The organism is Acinetobacter sp. 24-47-67 (assembly GCF_056779735.1).
The window spans coordinates 23,643-45,453 of record NZ_JBWYIK010000013.1 but is presented as its reverse complement, the minus strand read 5'-3'; the positions used below and the strand labels follow the sequence as shown (position 1 = coordinate 45,453).

Here is a 21,811-nt window from a genome sequence, read left to right as displayed (position 1 = left end):
ATCCAATATTTCGTTATTAATTACGCGATTACTCGTTTAAACATGACATCCTTTTGTGTGAATTAAATTAATTTTCCTCCTTTGCCTTAACTGCATTGACACAAAAGTCTGCAATTTGCTTAACGAAATAACCTTTATAACCGTCATCAAACATCACATTACGGGATGGATTTAAAGGTTCAATCACAACGAATGTCATCGCACCAACCACGCATAATGCAGCTGTATTTAAATCTTCAAATTCGAACTCACCATTGACCTTTCCTTCGGCAAGAATCTCCTTAATGGATTGTTTTATCAATTGCTTACTTCTAAAACGTTCATGCTCAATCGTTGGGTCTACGGGCTCAAACATGAGTGAATATGCAAGTTGAGGGCTATTCAGAGCACGTTTTACGAAAGCAGTGACGGCCTTTGTCAACTTCTCAGTCGAAGTCCAATCATTTTTTGCAATCTGATTCAGAATATCGACCTCACCTTTGATGGCCTGTGAAAGCACTTCAATCAAAATCTGATTTTTGTTCTCAAAATAGCGATAGACCAAACCACTCGAGACACCAGATTTATCTGCAATCGCTTGCACTTGTGCATCTTTAAAACCACCACCCGCAATAAGTTCGCGCGCGGATTGCAGTATCGATTGACGATTTTGCTCCATACGCTCTTGCATCAAAGTGGATCTTTTATAACTCATAATTGTTCACCCAATCAACTAAAATGAATTATAAATCATTTTCTGAATCTATATTCACTTTTTTAAAAAATAACTGTATTGTATTTCTCAAGCAAGGACAAAATGCTTCACTGGAAATAAAAATTAAATTTTAGGATGAATGAAAATGAATTTACAGAGTATCGACTTTGGACTAGACGAAACACTAATCGCTTTACGTGATTCTGTAGCTGCATTCTGTGCAAAGGAAATCGCACCTATTGCTCAACAAGTTGATCAAGACAACTTATTTCCAGCTCACTTATGGAAAAAATTTGGTGATATGGGGTTACTTGGACTTACCGTGAGTGAAGAATACGGTGGTGTCAATCTGGGTTATTTGGCTCATATCATTGTCATGCAGGAAATTTCACGAGCATCTGCTTCCATTGGACTTTCATACGGGGCACATTCAAATCTTTGTGTGAATCAAATTAACCGTAATGGTAGCGAAGAACAAAAACAAAAATATCTTCCTAAATTAATTTCTGGCGAATATGTCGGTGCTTTGGCAATGTCTGAACCGAATGCGGGTTCAGATGTCGTTAGTATGAAATTACGTGCTGAAGATCATGGTGATCACTTTGTACTTAATGGCTCAAAAATGTGGATTACCAATGGTGGAGATGCTGACGTGCTGGTGGTTTACGCCAAAACTGACATCAATGCTGGTGCCAAAGGCATGACTGCTTTCATTATTGAAAAAGGCATGGAAGGCTTTAGTCATGGGAGTCACTTAGACAAACTCGGAATGCGTGGTTCAAATACTTATCCCCTGTTCTTTGACAATGTCAAAGTGCCTAAAGAAAACGTGATGGGTGGTGTGGGTAACGGTACAAAAGTGCTCATGAGTGGATTGGATTACGAACGTGCAGTTCTCAGTGGTGGACCACTAGGCATTATGGATGCATGTTTAGATGTGGTCATCCCATACATTCATGAACGTAAGCAATTCGGTCAATGTTTAGGTGAATTCCAACTCATGCAAGGCAAAATTGCGGATATGTATTCTACATGGTTGGCAAGCAAGGCTTTGGTTTATGCCGTGGGTGCAGCATGTGATAAAGCTGATCATGATCGTGGTTTACGTAAAGATGCAGCAAGTGCCATTCTCTACTCTGCTGAAAAAGCAACCTGGATGGCTGGTGAAGCAATTCAAACCCTTGGGGGCAATGGTTATATCAATGATTACAGCACAGGTCGATTATGGCGTGATGCCAAACTTTATGAAATTGGTGCAGGAACTTCTGAAATTCGACGCATGTTAATTGGTCGTGAGTTATTCAACGAAACCAAATAATTCAAGTTAATACAAGGAAGTCATTGATGAACGAAATTAAAAGCAAAATCAATCCACGTAGTGAAGAGTTTAAAATCAATCAAGCTGCGATGTTTGAATTGGTCGCAGACTTAAAAAAACAAGCTCACACCATTGCCTTAGGCGGTGGAGAAAAAGCACGTCAGAAACATTTAGCACGTGGCAAATTATTACCGCGTGAGCGGATCGATCAACTCATTGATGCAGGAACTGCCTTTCTTGAAATTGGTCAACTCGCTGCTTATCAAGTTTATGCTGACGATGTTCCAGCTGCAGGTGTGGTTGCAGGTATTGGTCAAGTGCATGGTGTGACTTGCATGATCGTTGCCAATGATGCAACGGTTAAAGGGGGGACATATTATCCTTTAACTGTAAAAAAACATTTACGTGCGCAAGAAATTGCTGAACAAAATCATCTTCCTTGTATTTATATGGTCGACTCAGGCGGTGCATTTCTGCCAATGCAGGATGAAGTATTCCCTGATCGCGATCATTTTGGACGAATTTTTTACAACCAAGCACGCATGTCGAGTAAAGGTATTGCACAAATAGCCGTGGTTATGGGGAGTTGTACTGCGGGTGGCGCATATGTCCCTGCCATGTCCGATGAAACAATTATTGTCCGCAATCAAGGTACGATTTTCCTCGGTGGTCCACCTTTGGTAAAAGCTGCAACAGGTGAAGTGGTGACTGCTGAAGACCTTGGTGGTGGCGATGTTCATACCCGTTTATCTGGTGTCGCAGATCATCTTGCAGAAAGTGATGAACATGCGATTCAAATTGCACGCAATATTGTTCAAAACCTAAATATCGAACCGAAAGCATTTAAGACAGAAATTGAAGAACCACTTTATAGTGCTGAGGAACTCTATGGTGTCATTCCGAGTGACTCACGCAAGCCCTTTGACATCCGTGAAGTGATTGCACGTATCGTGGATGGTTCAAGACTTGATGAGTTTAAAGCTCGTTTTGGTACAACCTTAATTACAGGTTTTGCATCTATCTACGGCATGAAGGTCGGAATCATTGCCAATAACGGAATTTTATTTTCAGAGTCTGCACAGAAAGGCGCGCATTTCATCGAATTATGTACGCAACGCAATATTCCACTGCTCTTTATCCAAAACATCACAGGCTTCATGGTCGGTCGCCAATATGAAAATGAAGGTATTGCCAAAAATGGAGCCAAATTGGTCATGGCAGTAGCGACCGCAAATGTTCCTAAAATCACCTTGGTGGTCGGTGGTTCTTTTGGTGCAGGCAACTATGGAATGTGCGGTCGAGCATATTCTCCTCGCTTCTTATGGACTTGGCCGAATTCACGTATTTCCGTGATGGGCGGTGAACAAGCTGCTAGTGTTCTCTCCACGATTAAGCGTGATCAAATTGAGCAACGTGGTGAAACTTGGTCAGCTGAAGAAGAAGATCAATTCAAACAACCTTATCGTGATCAATTTGAAAAGCAAGGACACCCTTATTATGCATCTGCACGGTTGTGGGATGACGGTGTGATTGATCCAGCAGAATCACGTCATGTCTTAGGTCTGAGTTTGGCTGCTGCATTGAATGCACCAATTGAACCAACTCAGTTCGGCGTGTTCCGCATGTAAGGAGAAAATGAGATGAGTTATGAATTTTTACAGCTTGAAATTGAACGCCAAGTTGCGACCGTATGGATTAATCGTGCTGAATTACACAATGCATTCAATACACAAGTGATAGAAGAGCTGAATCACTGTTTCACAACATTAAATGCTGATGATAACGTTCGTGTTGTCGTTTTGGCAGGTCGTGGTAAAAGCTTTTCAGCAGGCGCGGACCTTAATTGGATGAAGCAAGCAGGTCAAGCATCAAAAGTGGAAAATGAAGAAGATGCTTTGAAACTTGCCAAAATGTTACAAAGTTTAGCCACGCTGAAACAACCGACTATCGCACGTGTCCATGGTATTGCATTTGGCGGCGGTATGGGGCTTGCTTCAGCATGCGATATTTGTGTGGCTACCACTGATGCTAAGTTTGCCACTTCAGAAGTGAGATTAGGTTTAGCACCTTCAACGATTAGTCCATACGTGATCCGTGCCATCGGTGCTCGTCAAGCATCTCGATACTTTCTCACGGCTGAACGTATTTCTGCAGAGCAAGCAAAGCATATTGGTCTCGTCCATGAAGTTTGTCAGCCAGAACAGTTGGATGCTACCGTATCAGAAATCATTGATGCAATTTTGCTTGGTGGTCCTGAAGCTCAAGCTGCATCAAAGTCTTTGATTCGTTTAGTTGATCATCAAGAAGTCACAGAAGATTTACTGATTCAAACCGCTCAACACATTGCGCACGTACGTCAAGGTGATGAAGCCAAAAATGGCTTAACTGCTTTTTTAAATAAACAAAGCCCAGCATGGATTCAAGCAACGGCAGAACAATAAAAAGGGATTCTATATGTTTAAAAAAATTCTCATTGCAAACCGTGGCGAAATTGCATGTCGTGTGATTCGTAGTGCACAAAAATTAGGTATCGCAACGGTTGCAGTTTACTCAGATGCAGATACCCAAGCGCAGCATGTCAAATTAGCGGATGAAGCTATTTATATTGGTGAATCCCCTGCTGCACAAAGTTATTTACAAGCAGATCGTATTATTCAAGCTGCACTTAAAACAGGGGCTGAAGCCATCCATCCAGGTTACGGTTTCCTATCTGAAAATGATCAATTTGCGGAAGCTTGTGAAAAAAACAACATCACCTTTATAGGACCTCCAGTGGCTGCCATCTTAGCCATGGGTTTAAAGGCAACATCTAAAGCATTGATGGAAAAAGCAGGTGTACCTCTCACCCCCGGGTATCATGGTAGCAATCAAGATGCAGATTTCTTAAAACAACAAGCTGATCAGATTGGCTATCCTGTACTGATTAAAGCCAGTGCAGGTGGTGGTGGTAAAGGCATGCGCTTAGTTGAGCGTGCTGAAGACTTTCTTCCTGCACTGAACTCATGCAAAAGTGAAGCGAAATCAAGCTTTGGCAATGATGACGTTCTAATTGAACGTTATGTTGTCAATCCTCGTCATATTGAAGTGCAAGTTTTTGGTGACAAACATGGCAATTATGTTCACCTCTTTGAACGTGATTGCTCTGTGCAGCGCCGTCACCAAAAAGTCCTAGAGGAAGCCCCAGCCCCTAAAATGGCCGAAGTTAAACTCGAAGCGATGCGTGAAGCTGCGATTAATGCTGCCCGAGCAGTAGACTATGTCGGTGCTGGAACGGTTGAGTTCATTGTTGAGCAAGATGGTACAGCTTACTTCATGGAAATGAACACTCGCCTTCAAGTTGAACACCCTGTGACGGAAATGATCACAGGACAAGATTTGGTTGAATGGCAATTACGTGTTGCTTATGGTGAACCTTTGCCAAAACAACAGTCTGAATTAAAAATTCATGGCCATGCACTTGAAGCTCGTGTTTATGCAGAAGAGCCAGAGAAAGGATTTCTCCCAGCAATTGGAAAAATTAATTATCTTCATTATCCGACTCAAAATGAATGTGTCCGTGTTGATAGTGGCATTGTGCAAGGTGATGAGATCACAACGTTCTATGATCCAATGATTGCTAAACTCATCGTATGGGGAGAAAATCGTGAAGCAGCACTCGTCCAAATGCATCATGCTTTGAGCCACTTTCATGTCGAAGGCTTAGGCAACAATATTGCATTTTTAGATCGCTTAGTGGCATGTGACTCTTTCAAAAATGCCAACCTAGATACTAATTTAATTCAGCGCGAAGATGAGTTCCTATTTAAAACCACTACTCCTTCTTCGTCTGAAACAATTGTCACAGCAGCATTTATTGAACTGCATTCTCAGTTAAATGAATCCAAGCGTACAAGCCATCCAGTTTGGAAAGCAAAACCCCTGTGGAGAAGTAATGTTGATGCGCGTACACCGATAAAACTTGAACATCTCGGACAAACGTATCAAGTTGAATTTATCTCAACTTCACAAGGGTTCGAAGCACAGCTTGATGGCGAAAGCTACGCTATCTCAGGTCAGTTGCTCAATGAAAATCTCATGGCGATCTATACCTCTTTCGGTCAAGAGAAAATCAGTTTTAAAAAAACCAATTATGCGGTCACCCTATTTAAAAATGGGCAGACTTTTAAATTTGAACTCATCAAACCTAATTTTAATACAAATGATCAATCTTCATCTGACTCAAATCTAAAAGCACCAATGCCGGGTGCAGTGACACAAGTATTTGTTTCAGCAAATCAACGTGTAAAAAAAGATGAAGTGTTATTAACGTTAGAAGCAATGAAAATGGAATACGCTATACGTGCACCATTTGATGGTGTCGTAGTCGCAGCTTATTTCCAACAAGGTGATCAAGTGAAAGCTGGTGATGAGCTGGTTGAGTTTCAAGCTGCTGAGGAGAATGCGGCATGATGAAAACAACCAATCAAACCACACCAAATCACGATAATTTTGTGAAAATCGTTGAAGTTGGACCTCGTGACGGTCTTCAGAATGAAAAAACACCCTTAACATTCGAAGACAGACGCAATCTTATTCTTGATTTGATGAAAACTGGTTTGAAGAATATCGAAGTCGGTTCTTGTGTATCTGCAAAGTGGGTACCTCAAATGGCAGAAAGTGATCAACTCTATGCTAGCCTACCACATGATGAAGATATCCAGTTCAGCTTACTGACACCAAACCTTAAGGGATTCGAGTCAGCTTTAGCTGTAGGCTGTAAAGAAGTTGCGGTTTTCACCGCTGCTTCTGAAAGCTTCACTCAAAAGAATATAAATTGTTCAATTGAGGAAAGTTTTGAGAAGTTTGCTGATGTATTACAGTTTGCTCAACAACATGATATTAAAGTACGCGGATACGTTTCATGTATCGTCGACTGCCCTTATGAAGGTCCAATTGATCCATCTAAGGTTGCTGAAGTCAGTGCAAAGTTAATTGATCTAGGTTGCTACGAAGTATCCTTGGGTGAAACCATCGGCACAGCTACACCTGATCGTGTTTCCAAAGTTTGGAATGCATGTTTGGAACGAATTGAACCACAACTTTTAGCAGGCCATTTTCACAATACCTACGGCATGGCAATTGCCAATATCTATCAATCACTGACACAAGGCATCCGCATATTTGACTCATCGATTGCAGGACTTGGCGGTTGTCCTTATGCCAAAGGTGCTTCGGGTAATGTATCGACTGAAGACTTATTTTATCTCTTGTCCAATATGGGCTATGAGACTGGCATTGACCTAGATGCCCTGATGCTTGCGAGTCGTAACATTAGTCAAGTTTTGCAACGAAATAATCCATCTAACTATGCCAATGCGTATTGGCAAAAAAAATGTGCTTAGTACGTATCAGCATTATGAAATGATGAAGATCAAAAGCTGATTCAGGATGAACAAAATAAAAATACAATGAGGTGTTCAATGACGAACAAAGTATATGAAAGTGCTGAAAGTGCACTGAACGATATCATTCAAGATGGTCAAACCTTAGCTGTTGGCGGTTTTGGCTTATGTGGTATTCCTGAGGCTTTGATTGCTGCCCTGAAACAAACAGGAGCTAAAGAGCTGACTTGTATTTCAAACAATGCAGGTGTAGATGGTTTTGGTTTGGGATTACTACTCGAAACAAAACAAATTAAAAAAATGATCTCGTCCTATGTCGGAGAAAATAAAGAATTTGAGCGACAATACTTAAATGGTGAACTTGAAGTCGAACTAACCCCTCAAGGCACTTTGGCTGAAAAACTCCGTGCTGGTGGAGCTGGGATTCCTGCATTTTTTACCCAAACAGGCGTAGGTACGTTGATTGCAGAAGGTAAAGAAGTACGTGAGTTCAATGGTAAAGAATATATTTTAGAACCCTCTTTAACTGCAGATGTCGCTTTGGTCAAAGCGTATAAAGCAGATAAGGCAGGTAACCTAATCTTTAGGAAAACAGCTCAAAATTTTAATCCCGTTTGTGCGATGGCTGGGAAAATCACAGTCGCTGAAGTTGAGGAAATTGTAGAGATCGGTGAGCTCGATCCCGATTCGATACATTTGCCCGGCATTTATGTAAATCGTATCGTTCTTAACACTACACCAGAAAAAAGAATCGAACAAATGACCTTAAAGGCGGAGGCATAAGTTATGGCATGGACGCGTAATGAAATGGCACAACGAGCTGCCTTGGAACTCGAAGATGGATTTTATGTCAATTTAGGGATTGGATTGCCTACATTGGTTGCGAACTATATTCCTGAAAATATCAATGTTTGGCTCCAATCTGAAAATGGTTTGCTGGGAATTGGCGAATTTCCAACAAAAGAAACCGTAGATGCTGACCTGATTAATGCGGGTAAGCAAACTGTTACGGCGCGAGCAGGCGCTGCATTTTTTTCCAGTGCTGATTCATTTGCCATGATCCGTGGTGGGCACGTGAATATAGCTATACTTGGCGCTATGGAAGTCTCTGAGCAAGGTGATCTTGCGAATTGGATGATTCCAGGGAAAAAAGTCAAAGGTATGGGTGGAGCAATGGATTTGGTGGCTGGCGTACAAAAAGTCGTCGTGCTGATGGAACATTGTGCCAAAGATGGCACCCCAAAAATTGTTCCGCAATGTTCACTGCCCCTTACAGGTAAAGCAGTCGTTCAGCGCGTGATTACAGATCTAGGGGTTTTGGATATCACGCCTCAAGGGGTAAAACTGATAGAACTGGCTCATGACGTCAACTTTGATGAGATACAGAAAGTGACTGGAGTTCCCCTAATTCAATCGCAATAAGATCGCTAAAAAAACCACGCCTAAGCGTGGTTTTTTTATTTAGAAAGCATTCATTAAAGAGACGCCAATACCCGCATAGGTAGCACGATGATTATAATCAATCAAACTCTCACCATACCCATCGAATAATTGAAAATGACCTCTAAGTTTGCCACTGATTGGAAATGCCCAATCAAATTGAAAAGCTCCTCGAGAATCATCCCCACCCTTAAGTGAATGTCTTAACATCAAACTAAAATCATGATCATTCCAACGGTAAAAAGTCGTTAAATCACCACGACCAATATAGTTTTTAATGTCAGGATTGTTATCATCATTGAAATCTTCTTCGATTCGATACCAAGGTCGAATCATCATAGCGAAATTATCACGCTCAAATCCTAAGTTCAGCATCACACGGTTCCAACTACGTGATAAAGGATCCGAACGTCCATTTGATTGATGATTCAGCGTTAAACCGAGTAAGCGACCATTTAAACCTAAAAATTCATAGTTGGTTCGAAACACAATACTTGCTTCAGGTTCATAATTCGTTTCACGAAATGGTCGTGATTCTTCAGAGTTGTAAACCTGCCAACGAGAGGACTGGGTATAACCCAACCAAATATCGCCATTATTCCCGATTAAGTTTTCAACAGCTTTAGTTTTGAGTGAAATTTGAAACTTGGACTCTAAAGACTTTAAATTTTGATCATCTTCTACGGTGTTTTGAGGATTTGGGCTCGATGGAAATTCGTTCTTATCAGACGTCCAAAATGCAGGAAGTAAATATACAGGTTGATGTGCGCGTATATTCCATGTACCTAATTTACTGTCTTCAGCCAATTCCCATCGTTTATCAAGCAACGATGAATTCGGTGTAATTACAGGACCTTCCACCGAAAACAAGTTTTCAACTTTTTGTTCGATTTTAGACTTTAAATCCTGTGGTTCAACCTGCGGTGCTGGTATTTCACGCGCAGCCTGACGCTCAGAAACATAAGCAGGTTGCTCAAGTTCAGGGGCTTTATACAATGCATCATAACAGGCTAAACGCTCTGCATTTGAATCAAGTGCAACGCACGCTTGTGGTGACGCTGGATTCGCTGGTACCACATCTGTTGCCCAAACTGTCTGTATAGGCAAACACATAAACGACGACACACCCAACCATATTGGTGAACGTTTTATTCTATTTCGCATTGGCTAAGCCCCATTTTTAATTTTAATTCACTTGTTTTATTGAAAACCCAAGTTCTGCAAGTTGCTCTTTTTTAGCCATTGGTGCTACAACAGCCTTCGTTGGTTTTTGATTCACTAAATACGTTTCAGCTACACGCTTTAGATCATCTAACGTTACATTGAGCAAACGCTCTCGTAAAGTTTTTCTGAATTGAGGCGTGCGTCCATGCAATAATGCATAACATGCAGTAATTGCTTCACCTGCTGGAGAACCTGGCTTATCCATGCTCGATACAAGACCCAGAATCGCCTCTTCAAGTTGGTGTGGTTTTTGTTCAGTATTCAATAACCAATCAATACTTGCTTCAAAATCTTGGAAAGTTTCTGCTAAACGTGGATCACGATAACTATAGAATCTAAATGCACAAGCATTGCCATCATAGCTTGCACCACCACCATAAGCGCCTCCTTTTTCACGGATTGCACTGTGTAGGAAACCATTTCGTAGATAAGCCGCAAGCACCATTAACGGTGCTGCATCCGGATGAGAAACTTCAACTGCTGGATAAGCAGAAGCACAGAATTGGACATTGGATTGAATCAGCCATGCTTCGTCATTTTGCGTTTGTTCAAAATTAACTTCAGCAAGATGCACTGGCTCACGCTTCACTTCAAGTTTATCCCAAACATTTTGAATTTCTTCAATTAAACGTTCAGACTGTTGCTCTTCACAGACCAGTAGGAACTGTTTAGGCGCGAGTAACAACAAACGGTGAATATTTTGCAACTCTTGAATGAGGTTCGCATATGCTTGTTCATCTGTTTCAATGCTTTGCACAAGCTCGCTCAGCCAATTAAGCGCACCTAAGCCGGTATTATTATAATCACGTAATGCCAATGCACTCATATTACGAGAAGCAATCTGCATGGCATAGCTATGTCCAGAACCAGACAAACGGGATGCCCAACGCGTCTTACGCTGTTGTAAAAGTTCAATAATACGGTCCTTTTCATCAAAACGCAGTTTCTCAAATGCCAGTTTTAACAATTGAATCGTATCTAGTTTGTGGGCAAGCGATTTGGTTGTCAGCGTTAAAAATGCGCTAATTTTACCTTTATCATCAACTTTACTACGTAGAGATGCCCCCATACCAAGACCACCACTTACCGCTGTTTGTAATTGCTGTAATTCTAAATAATTATATTGACCTGCACCAACCTCCCCCATGAGCACGGAGAGTAAGTTAAAGTAAGGTGATTTCACGACTTGATCAGGAATTTGAATAATCACTTGTTGATAATAAATTCCGTTAGTACCAGCATGGTATAAGTTCAAGGGTGTATCTAAGTTATTAGAAATGATTTCTCTCAATTGACCTTGAACGACTGGAAGTTCGGCAGGAATATCGTCTAAACCAACTTTCGGCAATAAATCTAAGTTATCAGGAGTTGCCTGTCTTTCATTTAATGCCTCAGTCTGGCGTACAATTTCCGCTTTTTCATCATCTGTTAAGCGTGCGCCTATATCAGCTAAACGCTGTTTTTCTGCTTCAGCCTCTAATTTCGACTTATTCGCATCTGGTACAAGCGTCATCTGTACACGATGCGGATTATCAATCAAATGGGTCTTAATCAGATTAGGCAACCACATCGGGTCTTTCAACTGCTCTTTCACTTGCTCAATGGTCGAATCTACGTCCCAAACATGTATTGGATCATTATGATGAATTGCACTGCTTAAACCATTGAGGATGAGGCTTAGACCATAAGGCGTGCCATCTCCACCAATTTCTCGTTGGTGTAATTCAATTTGATGCAAAATCGCATCAACCAATGACTGATCTACAGGCTTCGAGGCAACCTCGTTCAGCACATTCAACACACCGTTTTTGAATGTTTCTGCATGTTCAGGATTTGAACCTTGAATACCACAGTAGAATGTCATTTCATAGTTAGAATCATCAAGACCTAAAATTGGTCCTGTAGATTGAGCATAACCACACGTTTCTAAATAGTGACGTAATGGTGAAGCAGAATCTTCCAATAAGATCCCTTCAGCCAAACGTAAGCCTAAACGAAGTTGAATATCACTAGATTCAGGAAGTAACCATGCCAGTACATGGTAGGTTTTATCTTTCAAATCTTCAGCATCTACCGCGTAAGTCTCTGTCACCTCAATAGGTGCTTCTAGACGCTCTTCTGGTGTCGAATATAAGGTTTGACCTTTCTTAAACTTAGATAACGCTAAAGTTTCAAACTGCTCTTGTAACTCATAGGCAGATTGATTACCAAAAGTCATGAAAATAGCGTTACTTGGATGATAATGTGACTTATAGAAACTGACTAACTCTTCGTAAGTTAAATCAGGAATATCCTTAGGATCACCACCTGAATTATAGTGGTAAGTCGTTTTAGGGAATAAATGATGAGCAAGTTGGTGATATAACTGATCTGAAGGCGAACTCATTGCACCTTTCATTTCATTAAAAACCACACCCTTGTAAACAGGCTCACCATTTTCCAACTCAATTCGGATACCTTCTTGAGCGAAATCCAAAGGGTTTAAATTGGCTGCAAATGCAGCATCCAAATAGACGGAAAGTAAGTTTTGGAAATCTTTTTTATTCTGTGTCGCAAATGGATAAGCTGTCCAATCGGCAGCTGTAAATGCGTTCATAAACGTATTTAGAGAACGACGGATCATTAAAAAGAATGGATCACGTACAGGAAATTTTTCAGAACCACATAATGCAGTATGCTCAAGAATGTGTGCTTCGCCTTTTGAATCCATCGGTTGTGTACGGAAAGCAACTAAAAAAACATTTTCATCATGTTCAGTTGCTAGATGAAAATGCACAGCGTCAGTTTCTTTATGACGGTATTCTGAAACTAATATATCGAGTGCGGCTACATGATGTTGACGTACCAACTGAAACGCGGGATGAACGGTGTTTTGAATGGTTTCAGTAACATCTACGGTCATGTGTGCTCCTTAATTTACATAAATTTTAACAAAGATCATTATACTGATAGTTCAATACAATTCATCATTTATACAACAAACTCTAACTATTTTCCGAGTAAAATAGTCAGATTAAAACTAAATCAATAGAACTATATCGGAATTAAATAATTCATTTCGATTAAATGCGGGTTAAAGCTTGAAAATCAAGCAATACGCTACTGAATTCAATCGCATTGGTGTAAAATCGTTTTCTTTTTTCGTGATGTGAATTTAGACATGGCTAAAGTTGACCTTTTTGCGATTGGCAATGCCCTCATTGACCAAGAATTCAAAGTATCTGATGAATTTCTTTTAGAGCAAAATTTGCAAAAAGGTACTATGCAGCTTACAGATGGGGAAACTCAAGCCCGTCTATTTCAAAACTTAAAAAATTCTCAAGAATATAAAGGTCAAGCCTCTGGGGGATCTGCAGCTAACTCAACAGTGGCTTTTAGTGCCTTAGGTGGTCAAGCGTTTTATGGATGCCGTGTCGGCAATGATGATCTTGGAGCGTTGTACTTAAAAGGTCTAAATGATGCAGGAATACAAACCTCTGAACGTTCGATCAGTGAAGGCGTAACTGGGACTTGCATGGTTTTGGTCAGTCCTGATTCAGAACGTACCATGCATACTTTCTTAGGTATTACAGCTGAACTCAGTAATGAACAAATTGATTTTGAAACGCTAAAAACCGCTAAATGGTTATATATAGAGGGTTACCTTTCTACGAGTGATACGGCACGAGCTGCCGTAAAGCAAGCGCGTGCAATTGCGAAAGCAAATAATGTCAAAATTGCGTTAACGCTCTCTGATCCTGCTATGGTGCAGTATGCGCGTACAGGCTTGGACGAATTATTAGATGATGGTGTAGATGTTCTATTCTGTAATGAACAAGAAGCATTGATGTATACACAAACTGATGGCTTACAAAATGCTCTTGCTGCACTTAAAAAATTAAGCTCTACCGTCATTATTACGCTTGGAGCAGACGGCGCTCTTGTAGCAACGGAATCAACTGAACTTCAAGTGAAAGGACGTAAAGTTGTTGCTTTAGACACGAACGGTGCTGGTGATGCTTTCTCTGGTGCATTTTTATATGCATTAAATGCTGGTAAAGATTTACAAACAGCGACTGAATTGGCTATTTTAATCTCAAGCCAAGTGGTTGCTCAATTTGGTCCACGTTTAGACGTAGCTGATTACGCTAAACTTCTTAAAGAATTTCAAATAGAAGTCGCATAAAATGAATAAAATTTGCATGACTGAAGACATTCCTGAAAGAGAATCTCGATCTTTTGAAACTGAAAATGGTGACAACATTTTCATTACGCAACGAGATGGTTGCTTCTATGCGTATCAAAATGTATGCCCACATTTGCAAGTTGAGCTCGAGTTTCTTGAAAATCAATTCTTAGATCGTGATCAAGAGTTCATTGAATGCTCTACTCATGGTGCTTTATTTGATGTAGAAACTGGTGTGTGCATTTCAGGCCCATGCCAAGGTGAATCTTTAGAAAAAGTCGAGATTAAAGTTCATTCTGATGGTGGAATTTACTTAGAATCTTAAGTCATGAGGTGAATGACATGCTGGCATTTTTAATGGAAATTGATTTAATGCCATTTCATATGTGCGTGTTTGCATTGCTAATGCTCAGCATGGCTGAAACCTTAGGCTATTTTGTTGGCTTAAGACCTAGTCAATTTATAAAAAAATTAACACCTTATTGGCTTATTCGCCTTCCTTTGCTTCAAGTTAAATTTTCCAAAGTTCTCATTCTTGTTTTTTTTCTGATCAATTTTAGTTTTGCTGGATATTTTCTTCAGCTCATTGTATTTGCAAGCCAGAAAACCTTTCTAGCTTGGTACTATGTTTTATTACCCGCTTTAATTATCGCAATCTTCTTTACGGTATTTATGATTCATTGTTTGGATCAAGTGATCAAACCCAAGTACAAATCCGAGCACTCAAATTTGCTTGGTCGACTAGCAACTGTTTCCAGTGGTAATGCACGACCTGGCTTCTCTGCTCAAGCACGCGTTCGCGATGAATTCGGTCAATTACATTATGTACAAGTTGAACCAGAGTTTGGGGAACTTGAATTTCAATCTCAAATCCTCCTGATCCGTGCAAAAAGATCTCATTTTATTGCTAAAAAAATTGCAAAAACAAATCAACTTTTCAATGTTGATCAGCATTAATTAGCTATTACCCCACTTCAATTATATGCATTTGATTTGAAAATAGTTCATTCAAGGTATTTTTGACGCCTATTAAATTTAAATCCAATCAACTCAACGATTATATAAAATTAATAAAATCTTTATAACCAACCAATTTAATAAGCTTTAAAACAATAATCCTATTATTTTAGTTGGAATTAAAATATTAATACCAAGTAATTTAGTCTATTTTATTTTTAAATATAACCATTTTAGTCGGATTTAATTTTACTTAAAATAAAATTATAAATAACTGTTTTTATTATATTTTTTATACTAAAAATATTTATGACTATAAAGTATTTATTTTAAATAAAAAAAAGATAATAATAATTAAAATAGATTCAAATAATGCATTTAAATATGATGATTAAACCTTCAAGTTTAAATAAAAATTTAATCAAAGAGATTACTCTGATTCTAATTATCAAAGTAATCATTCTTATCGTGATTAAAAATATCTGGTTTGATGCACCTACCATTCCCAAAAACTTTGACCATCAAGTCGCTGAACGAATTACGGGCAGCGAACTTAAAATGAAGGAGACACGTTGATGATTTCTGAAAGCGTGGTCGATCTATCGCGGTTTCAATTTGCAATGACCGCAATGTATCACTTTATATTTGTACCCCTCACTCTAGGTTTGGCATTTATCCTTGCCATCATGGAGACCACCTACGTCATTACAGGTAAAGAGATTTACCGAGACATGACCAAGTTTTGGGGTAAGTTATTCGGGATCAACTTTGCTTTAGGGGTAACCACTGGACTAACGATGGAATTCCAGTTTGGTACAAACTGGGCTTACTACTCACATTATGTAGGTGACATTTTCGGAGCGCCATTAGCAATCGAAGGATTAATGGCCTTCTTTTTAGAATCTACTTTTATTGGTTTATTCTTTTTCGGCTGGGAACGTCTTTCTAAAGTCCAACATTTATGTGTGACATGGTTAGTGGCTTTAGGCTCTAATATGTCAGCACTTTGGATCTTGGTTGCAAATGGTTGGATGCAAAACCCTGTCGGGGCCGCATTTAACTATGAAACCATGCGTATGGAACTGGTAGATTTTGCCGCACTAATATTTAACCCAGTGGCACAAGTTAAATTTGTCCATACTGTTTCTGCGGGTTATGTGACTGGTGCAATTTTTGTATTGGCAATTTCAAGTTATTACCTACTTAAAAAACGTGATTTGGCCTTTGCCCGTCGTTCATTTGCCATTGCTGCTATTTTCGGTCTTGCTTCGACATTATCCGTAATTTTACTGGGTGATGAATCAGGATATGAATTAGGTGATGTTCAGAAAACCAAACTCGCTGCAATTGAAGCAGAATGGGATACACATCCAGCACCAGCTGCATTCACATTATTTGGTATCCCCAATCCCGAGACGCAAACAACAGACTATGCTGTGAAAATTCCATATGTCATGGGTTTAATTGCGACTCGCTCTACAACTGAACAAGTCACAGGGATCAAAGATTTAATCGCACAACATGAGCAACGTATCCGTAATGGTATGGTCGCTTATGCACAGCTTGAACAACTTCGTGCTGGAGATCAATCACCAGAACTCAAAGCTGCATTTGACGAGACTCAAAAAGATTTGGGTTATGGTCTATTGTTGAAGAAATACACACCAACTGTGGTTGATGCTACTGAACAACAAATTAAATCTGCAGCTTTAGATACTATCCCTCATGTTCCAAGTTTATTTTGGGCATTTAGAGCGATGGTGGCGTCAGGTTTCTTGATGCTCTTGTTGTTCATTCTTGCAACGTACGCTGTCATGAAACGTAATGCTGAAAATAAAACTTGGTTGCTCAAGTTTGCACTGATCGCCCTTCCACTTCCATGGATTGCAGCTCAAACAGGTTGGTACGTTGCTGAAGTTGGTCGTCAACCATGGACTATTGGTGAAGTTTTACCAACACACCTATCTGCATCAAGTATTAGTTCAGCGGATGTATGGGGTTCAATTTTAGCACTCGCTGCTTTCTATACAGTGCTGCTCATCATAGAAATGTATTTAATGATCAAATTCTCAAGACTAGGACCAAGCTCTTTACATACTGGAAAGTATCATTTCGAAAAACTAGCAGCAGCCAATAAGTCAACTGAGGAGATTTAACATGATTGAATATGAACTTCTCAAAATCATTTGGTGGGTATTGGTCGGCGTCCTCCTTATTGGGTTTGCTTTGACTGATGGATTTGATATGGGCTCTATGGCACTGATGCCGTTCGTCGGTAAAGATGATGAAGAGCGTCGTGCTGCTATCAACACGATTGCACCACATTGGGATGGAAACCAAGTTTGGTTTATTACGGCGGGTGGTGCACTTTTCGCAGCTTGGCCAATGGTATATGCAACAGCTTTCTCGGGTATGTACTGGGCGCTGTTACTCGTATTATTTGCTTTATTCCTTAGACCTGTTGGTTTTGACTATCGCTCTAAGCTCGAAAATACTAAATGGCGTAATGCTTGGGATTGGGGCTTATGTATTGGCGGCGCAGTACCAGCACTCGTTTTTGGTGTTGCATTTGGCAATATGTTCCTTGGCATCCCCTTTACACTTGATGAAACTGTTCGTTCAACTTACACAGGAAGCTTCTTTGCACTTTTAAATCCATTTGCCTTGGTCTGTGGATTGGTCAGTTTGACGATGCTTGCTGCGCATGGTGGTGCATGGTTAATGCTACGCACTGAAGGTGCATTAAGAACACGCTCTGCTCAAGCTACACGATATATGAGTATTCTTTTTCTCATCTGTTTTCTCGGTGCTGGTGCATGGTTGTATTTCGGCAATATCGAAGGCTACACGCTTGTAACACCTTATGATACGAATGGTGTAGCTAATCCACTTGCTAAAGAAGTACTCACTAATGCCAATCATGGCTGGATGAACAATTATTCTATTTATCCAATCACAATATTGGCACCGGTGATGGCAATTATCGGAGGAATAATTGTGGTTTTAGCATCGTCTAAAAATAAAGCGGGACTTAGCTTTGTGGGTACATCGTTCGCTGTGATTGGCACAATTCTCACTGCTGGTTTTGCCCTATTCCCATTCCTGATGCCATCTAGTATTCATCCAAACATTAGCTTGACGATGTGGGATGCAGTATCTAGCCAAATGACGCTTTCAGTAATGACTGTTGCTGCATGTATTTTTGTTCCACTGATCTTGGCATACACCACTTGGTGTTACTACAAAATGTGGGGTGTGATTACCAAGAAACATATTCAAGACCACACGCATAGTCTGTATTAAAACCGAATCACTGTTAGGAGAAAATTATGTGGTACTTCGCATGGATACTAGGTGTGTTAATGGCATGTTTCGCGAGTGTACTTGCCGCCATTTACATGGAACAACATCAAGACTTAGATGGTGAATGAAATGAGTGAGCTTGCGATGTCAAATTCTGAAAAACGTAAATACTCATTTGCAATGATCATTTCATTTCTGATGGCATTGCCTCTCGCTACCATATTACTCATCCACCCAAGTCTAATGTTGGATGCAAGTGGTCATTACAGTCACCGTGCAATGATGCTGATTATGATTGGAATATCTGGTGGATTTATCCATGGCGTAGGGTTTATACCACGTTATTGGATATGGAAGTATTTATTTAGTCCATTTGTAGCATGGCCATTGATGATTTATGGTTACTATACTTGGCTGTTCACTTAATTTATAAAAAAGCCCTCTATGAGGGCTTTTTTATATCTGTTTTGAAATATTAAATGTTTTATTGCGTTGCAAGCCAAGTCATAAATTTTTGACGTTCCTGCTTTGAAGAATTTTTCCATACTTCAATCAACGTCTGACCAACATGAGTATTTGAATTTGTATTTTTAATGTCAGCTTGTTCCACTGTTTGAGTATTTATTGATGATGAACTTGACTTGGTCATTGGGCTAGCTTGTGGCTCATTATGCAATATCTGATTGATCGTACCGCCTAGCAAACTTTGCGAGGTCATTTGAACAATCAGATTATTTGAAATGAGTTGATTATTTTGATTATAAATTGCCAATTGAGGATTTTTGGCGAATGTTTTTGCTTGGTCCAAATCTCGTGGTGGATGAATTAAATCCAATTTGTATGACTTATTATCCTCTAGGGCTGGCAATTTCAAAGTAAGAATATCCGACTTTACGATCTCATGATTATTTAAAGGTAGTTCAAAGTATTGATTATATCGAACATTCACCAAAGGTTGATTCACATCAATTTGGTATTGTTTTTTTGATTTAAATAGTCCTGATTTAACCTCTTGATTATTCAATGAAATTACGACCAGTTCCTCTGGAACCACCAAGGTCGCCGCTGCAAAAATTTGACTGCTCAAACCCGTAAATATCAATGCAGACGCAATTTTTAATTTCATAAATAACTCAATATTAGATTGTTAGATATGACTACTATGCTACCAAGCGATGACAATTTAATGACAGAACTCGTCATAAAAAAAGGCACCGAAGTGCCTTTATATGATTTGGATTAATTAAAAGTTTTAAAACGAATCTCGTCATCAATAAACGTTTTATCTCCAGCAGGCGCTTCGATTGAACCGAGCACAAGCTGAGCACGAAGTTTCCAAGAAGCTGGAATTTCAAATGTTGAAGCCACTTCTTCATCCACAATTGGATTGTAATGTTGTAATGATGCTCCAATATTTTTTTCTGACAATGCAGTCCAAACCGCAAATTGAGCAATAGCTGTTGAATGTTCAGACCAGATTGGGAAATTCTCAGCATAAAGTGGGAATTGCTCTTGTAAACCTTTCACCGTATCTTGATCTTCATAAAACAATACAGTTGCATGACCCGCTTTAAAGCTATTGATCTTATTTTGAGTTCCCTCAAATGCTTCTGCAGGAACAATTTTACGTAACGTTTCTAAAACGATATTCCAAAATTTGTCATGTGACTCACCAAAAAGTGTTACAACACGTGATGTCTGTGAGTTAAATGACGATGGACTTTGACGTACCGCTTCTTTAATGGTTTCTTCAATCTGAGTATTGTCTAAAGAAACATTCTTACCAATTGCATAGATGGTACGGCGATTTTTAATTTGATTTAGAAAAGACATAACTTATTCCTTATTTTTAACATTCATTGTGTGCTAACGATGATGCTATCTTATTCATATTACGAAACCTTTTCAGCCTTATCTTTATAACAAAGTGTTCTATTTTTGGAACAAATTGCGTATTTAATGTATTGAGTCAAAAAATTCGGCTTTCTCATATTTGAATAACTTTATGAATTTTAAGTATTTATAAAAAAAGCTCCGTATAAGGAGCTTTTTAAATTAACCCAAGAATAATTATTTTTCGTTATCGAATAATGCAGCGACAAATGATTTTGCTGAGAACGGTCTCAAATCATCGATCTTTTCACCTACACCAATAAATCGGATTGGCACATGTGTACGGCTCGCAATATTAAATAGCACACCACCCTTTGCCGTACCATCCAATTTAGTAATAGTAAGACCCGTTAAACCTACAGCTTCATCAAACATTTCAACTTGGTTAATCGCGTTCTGTCCTGTGCCAGCATCCACAACAAGCATCACTTCGTGCGGTGCAGTCGCATCAATTTTCTGCATAACACGTTTTACTTTTTTGAGCTCTTCCATCAAGTGACCTTTGTTATGCAAACGCCCTGCGGTATCTGCAATCAATACATCGATCCCTTTCGCTCGTGCACTTTCAAAAGCATCAAAAATTACAGAAGCACTGTCTGCACCATGACCTTGTGCAACGACATTAATATCATTACGTTCACCCCAAATTTGTAGCTGTTCAGTCGCCGCAGCACGGAAAGTATCGCCTGCCGCGAGCATGACTTTTTTACCTTCACCTTGCAATCGTTTTGCGAGTTTACCAATCGTGGTTGTCTTACCTACACCATTTACACCCACAACCAAAATCACATAGGGATTTTTATTCGGATCGATATGTAACGGTTTAACACGTGGTGCTAATAAAGCAACTAATTCTTCTTGAAGAGCTTTATAGAGAGAATGAGAGTAGATCAAATCGCCACGCGCAGTTCTTTCAGTCAAATTGGCAATAATTGTTTTAGTCGCCTCTACCCCAATATCTGCGACCAATAATTGTTCTTCAACTTCTTCGAGCAGCTCATCATCAATCTCTTTACCACCGACTAGAATATTCATCATTCCATCAGCTAAATTTTTACGAGATTTTGATAAGCCTTCTTTCATACGACTGAAGAAACCACCTTTCGGTTTTGTTTCTTCAACGGCCGGCACCGTTTCCAGCTTTTCTACTTCATTGTTTTCGATAATAGGCACATTAACGGCCGGGAGGCTCGGTAAGGTGACATCGTCATCACCAATATCCGCATCAATCAAGAATTTATTTTGCTGTTCTTGCATGCCGATTCCTTGAAAAGCATTGCGATTAAAAGAATGGAGTTTAGCATAGATTGCTTTAAATTCACGATCTGCAATTACTTTTAAAACGATCAACCAAATTGCAACAGTTCAATCTTGAATAAATATACGACATCATCAAGAATAATTTTAAAGTCATTATTCGGATTAATTGTGTCTCT

Annotated in this window: 21 protein-coding genes; 15 read left to right on the top strand and 6 right to left on the bottom strand. The window is 39.6% G+C overall.

Annotated elements, in window-relative coordinates:
- Positions 1-67 precede the first annotated feature (67 nt).
- Entirely contained in the window at positions 68-694 is a 627-nt protein-coding gene (locus AC1M9K_RS13305; RefSeq protein ID WP_092768402.1) for a TetR/AcrR family transcriptional regulator, read from the bottom strand.
- Between the two features lie 145 nt (positions 695-839).
- Here AC1M9K_RS13305 and AC1M9K_RS13300 point away from each other — a divergent pair, with 145 nt between their 5' ends.
- From AC1M9K_RS13300 to AC1M9K_RS13270, 7 genes are all read left to right on the top strand, one after another.
- On the top strand, positions 840-2,012 hold the full coding sequence (locus AC1M9K_RS13300; RefSeq protein ID WP_092768404.1) for an isovaleryl-CoA dehydrogenase: 1,173 nt from the start codon (positions 840-842) through the stop codon (positions 2,010-2,012).
- A 26-nt stretch (positions 2,013-2,038) separates the two neighbouring features.
- Positions 2,039-3,640, top strand: coding sequence for a carboxyl transferase domain-containing protein (locus AC1M9K_RS13295; protein WP_481589516.1), 1,602 nt, complete (start codon positions 2,039-2,041; stop codon positions 3,638-3,640).
- Positions 3,641-3,652: 12 nt separating this feature from the next.
- A complete protein-coding gene (locus AC1M9K_RS13290; RefSeq protein WP_180028890.1) occupies positions 3,653-4,453 on the top strand; it encodes an enoyl-CoA hydratase/isomerase family protein in 801 nt (266 codons plus the stop codon).
- A 13-nt stretch (positions 4,454-4,466) separates the two neighbouring features.
- Positions 4,467-6,461 (top strand): acetyl/propionyl/methylcrotonyl-CoA carboxylase subunit alpha, encoded by a 1,995-nt coding sequence (locus tag AC1M9K_RS13285; RefSeq protein ID WP_481589515.1) that lies wholly within the window; start codon positions 4,467-4,469, stop codon positions 6,459-6,461.
- Positions 6,461-7,393, top strand: coding sequence for a hydroxymethylglutaryl-CoA lyase (locus AC1M9K_RS13280; protein ID WP_092768465.1), 933 nt, complete (start codon positions 6,461-6,463; stop codon positions 7,391-7,393). Before AC1M9K_RS13285 ends, AC1M9K_RS13280 begins: the two co-directional genes overlap by 1 nt.
- A 78-nt stretch (positions 7,394-7,471) precedes the next feature.
- Positions 7,472-8,176: a CoA transferase subunit A gene (locus AC1M9K_RS13275; RefSeq protein ID WP_092768413.1), complete on the top strand. Its 705-nt coding sequence runs from the start codon at positions 7,472-7,474 to the stop codon at positions 8,174-8,176.
- Between the two features lie 3 nt (positions 8,177-8,179).
- Positions 8,180-8,815, top strand: coding sequence for a CoA transferase subunit B (locus AC1M9K_RS13270; RefSeq protein ID WP_481589514.1), 636 nt, complete (start codon positions 8,180-8,182; stop codon positions 8,813-8,815).
- A 39-nt stretch (positions 8,816-8,854) separates the two neighbouring features.
- Here the strand turns inward: AC1M9K_RS13270 and AC1M9K_RS13265 are convergent, their stop codons facing one another.
- Both AC1M9K_RS13265 and AC1M9K_RS13260 read right to left on the bottom strand, forming a co-directional pair.
- On the bottom strand, positions 8,855-9,946 hold the full coding sequence (locus tag AC1M9K_RS13265) for a phospholipase A (RefSeq protein WP_481589530.1): 1,092 nt from the start codon (positions 9,944-9,946) through the stop codon (positions 8,855-8,857).
- Between the two features lie 73 nt (positions 9,947-10,019).
- On the bottom strand, positions 10,020-12,959 hold the full coding sequence (locus AC1M9K_RS13260) for an insulinase family protein (protein ID WP_481589513.1): 2,940 nt from the start codon (positions 12,957-12,959) through the stop codon (positions 10,020-10,022).
- 258 nt (positions 12,960-13,217) lie between these two features.
- Here AC1M9K_RS13260 and AC1M9K_RS13255 point away from each other — a divergent pair, with 258 nt between their 5' ends.
- The 8 genes from AC1M9K_RS13255 (at position 13,218) to AC1M9K_RS13220 (ending at position 18,908) form a co-directional block, all read left to right on the top strand.
- The gene (locus AC1M9K_RS13255; RefSeq protein WP_481589512.1) at positions 13,218-14,222 is read left to right on the top strand and encodes an adenosine kinase; all 1,005 of its coding nucleotides are present in this window, start codon (positions 13,218-13,220) and stop codon (positions 14,220-14,222) included.
- A 16-nt stretch (positions 14,223-14,238) separates the two neighbouring features.
- On the top strand, positions 14,239-14,547 hold the full coding sequence (locus AC1M9K_RS13250; RefSeq protein WP_171076765.1) for a Rieske (2Fe-2S) protein: 309 nt from the start codon (positions 14,239-14,241) through the stop codon (positions 14,545-14,547).
- A gap of 17 nt (positions 14,548-14,564) precedes the next feature.
- A complete protein-coding gene (locus AC1M9K_RS13245; protein WP_035266601.1) occupies positions 14,565-15,179 on the top strand; it encodes an OB-fold-containig protein in 615 nt (204 codons plus the stop codon).
- 384 nt (positions 15,180-15,563) lie between these two features.
- On the top strand, positions 15,564-15,755 hold the full coding sequence (cydP, locus tag AC1M9K_RS13240) for a cytochrome oxidase putative small subunit CydP (RefSeq protein ID WP_481587955.1): 192 nt from the start codon (positions 15,564-15,566) through the stop codon (positions 15,753-15,755).
- Entirely contained in the window at positions 15,755-17,335 is a 1,581-nt protein-coding gene (locus AC1M9K_RS13235) for a cytochrome ubiquinol oxidase subunit I (RefSeq protein WP_035266593.1), read from the top strand. Before cydP ends, AC1M9K_RS13235 begins: the two co-directional genes overlap by 1 nt.
- Position 17,336: 1 nt before the next feature.
- Positions 17,337-18,482 carry a cytochrome d ubiquinol oxidase subunit II gene (gene cydB, locus AC1M9K_RS13230; RefSeq protein ID WP_481589511.1) on the top strand — a complete coding sequence of 382 codons (1,146 nt, stop codon included), beginning with the start codon at positions 17,337-17,339 and terminating at the stop codon, positions 18,480-18,482.
- 26 nt (positions 18,483-18,508) lie between these two features.
- A complete protein-coding gene (gene cydX, locus AC1M9K_RS13225) occupies positions 18,509-18,610 on the top strand; it encodes a cytochrome bd-I oxidase subunit CydX (protein WP_035266590.1) in 102 nt (33 codons plus the stop codon).
- Position 18,611: 1 nt separating this feature from the next.
- Positions 18,612-18,908 (top strand): cyd operon YbgE family protein, encoded by a 297-nt coding sequence (locus tag AC1M9K_RS13220; RefSeq protein WP_481589510.1) that lies wholly within the window; start codon positions 18,612-18,614, stop codon positions 18,906-18,908.
- A gap of 58 nt (positions 18,909-18,966) precedes the next feature.
- Here AC1M9K_RS13220 and AC1M9K_RS13215 read toward each other — a convergent pair whose 3' ends face one another.
- The 3 genes from AC1M9K_RS13215 to ftsY all read right to left on the bottom strand — a co-directional run bounded on the left by AC1M9K_RS13215 (position 18,967) and on the right by ftsY (position 21,632).
- Positions 18,967-19,608 (bottom strand): DUF2057 family protein, encoded by a 642-nt coding sequence (locus AC1M9K_RS13215; RefSeq protein ID WP_481589509.1) that lies wholly within the window; start codon positions 19,606-19,608, stop codon positions 18,967-18,969.
- A 113-nt stretch (positions 19,609-19,721) separates the two neighbouring features.
- Positions 19,722-20,315 carry a nitroreductase family protein gene (locus tag AC1M9K_RS13210; RefSeq protein ID WP_035266583.1) on the bottom strand — a complete coding sequence of 198 codons (594 nt, stop codon included), beginning with the start codon at positions 20,313-20,315 and terminating at the stop codon, positions 19,722-19,724.
- Between the two features lie 237 nt (positions 20,316-20,552).
- Positions 20,553-21,632 (bottom strand): signal recognition particle-docking protein FtsY, encoded by a 1,080-nt coding sequence (gene ftsY / locus AC1M9K_RS13205; RefSeq protein ID WP_481589508.1) that lies wholly within the window; start codon positions 21,630-21,632, stop codon positions 20,553-20,555.
- Between the last annotated feature and the right edge of the window lie 179 nt (positions 21,633-21,811).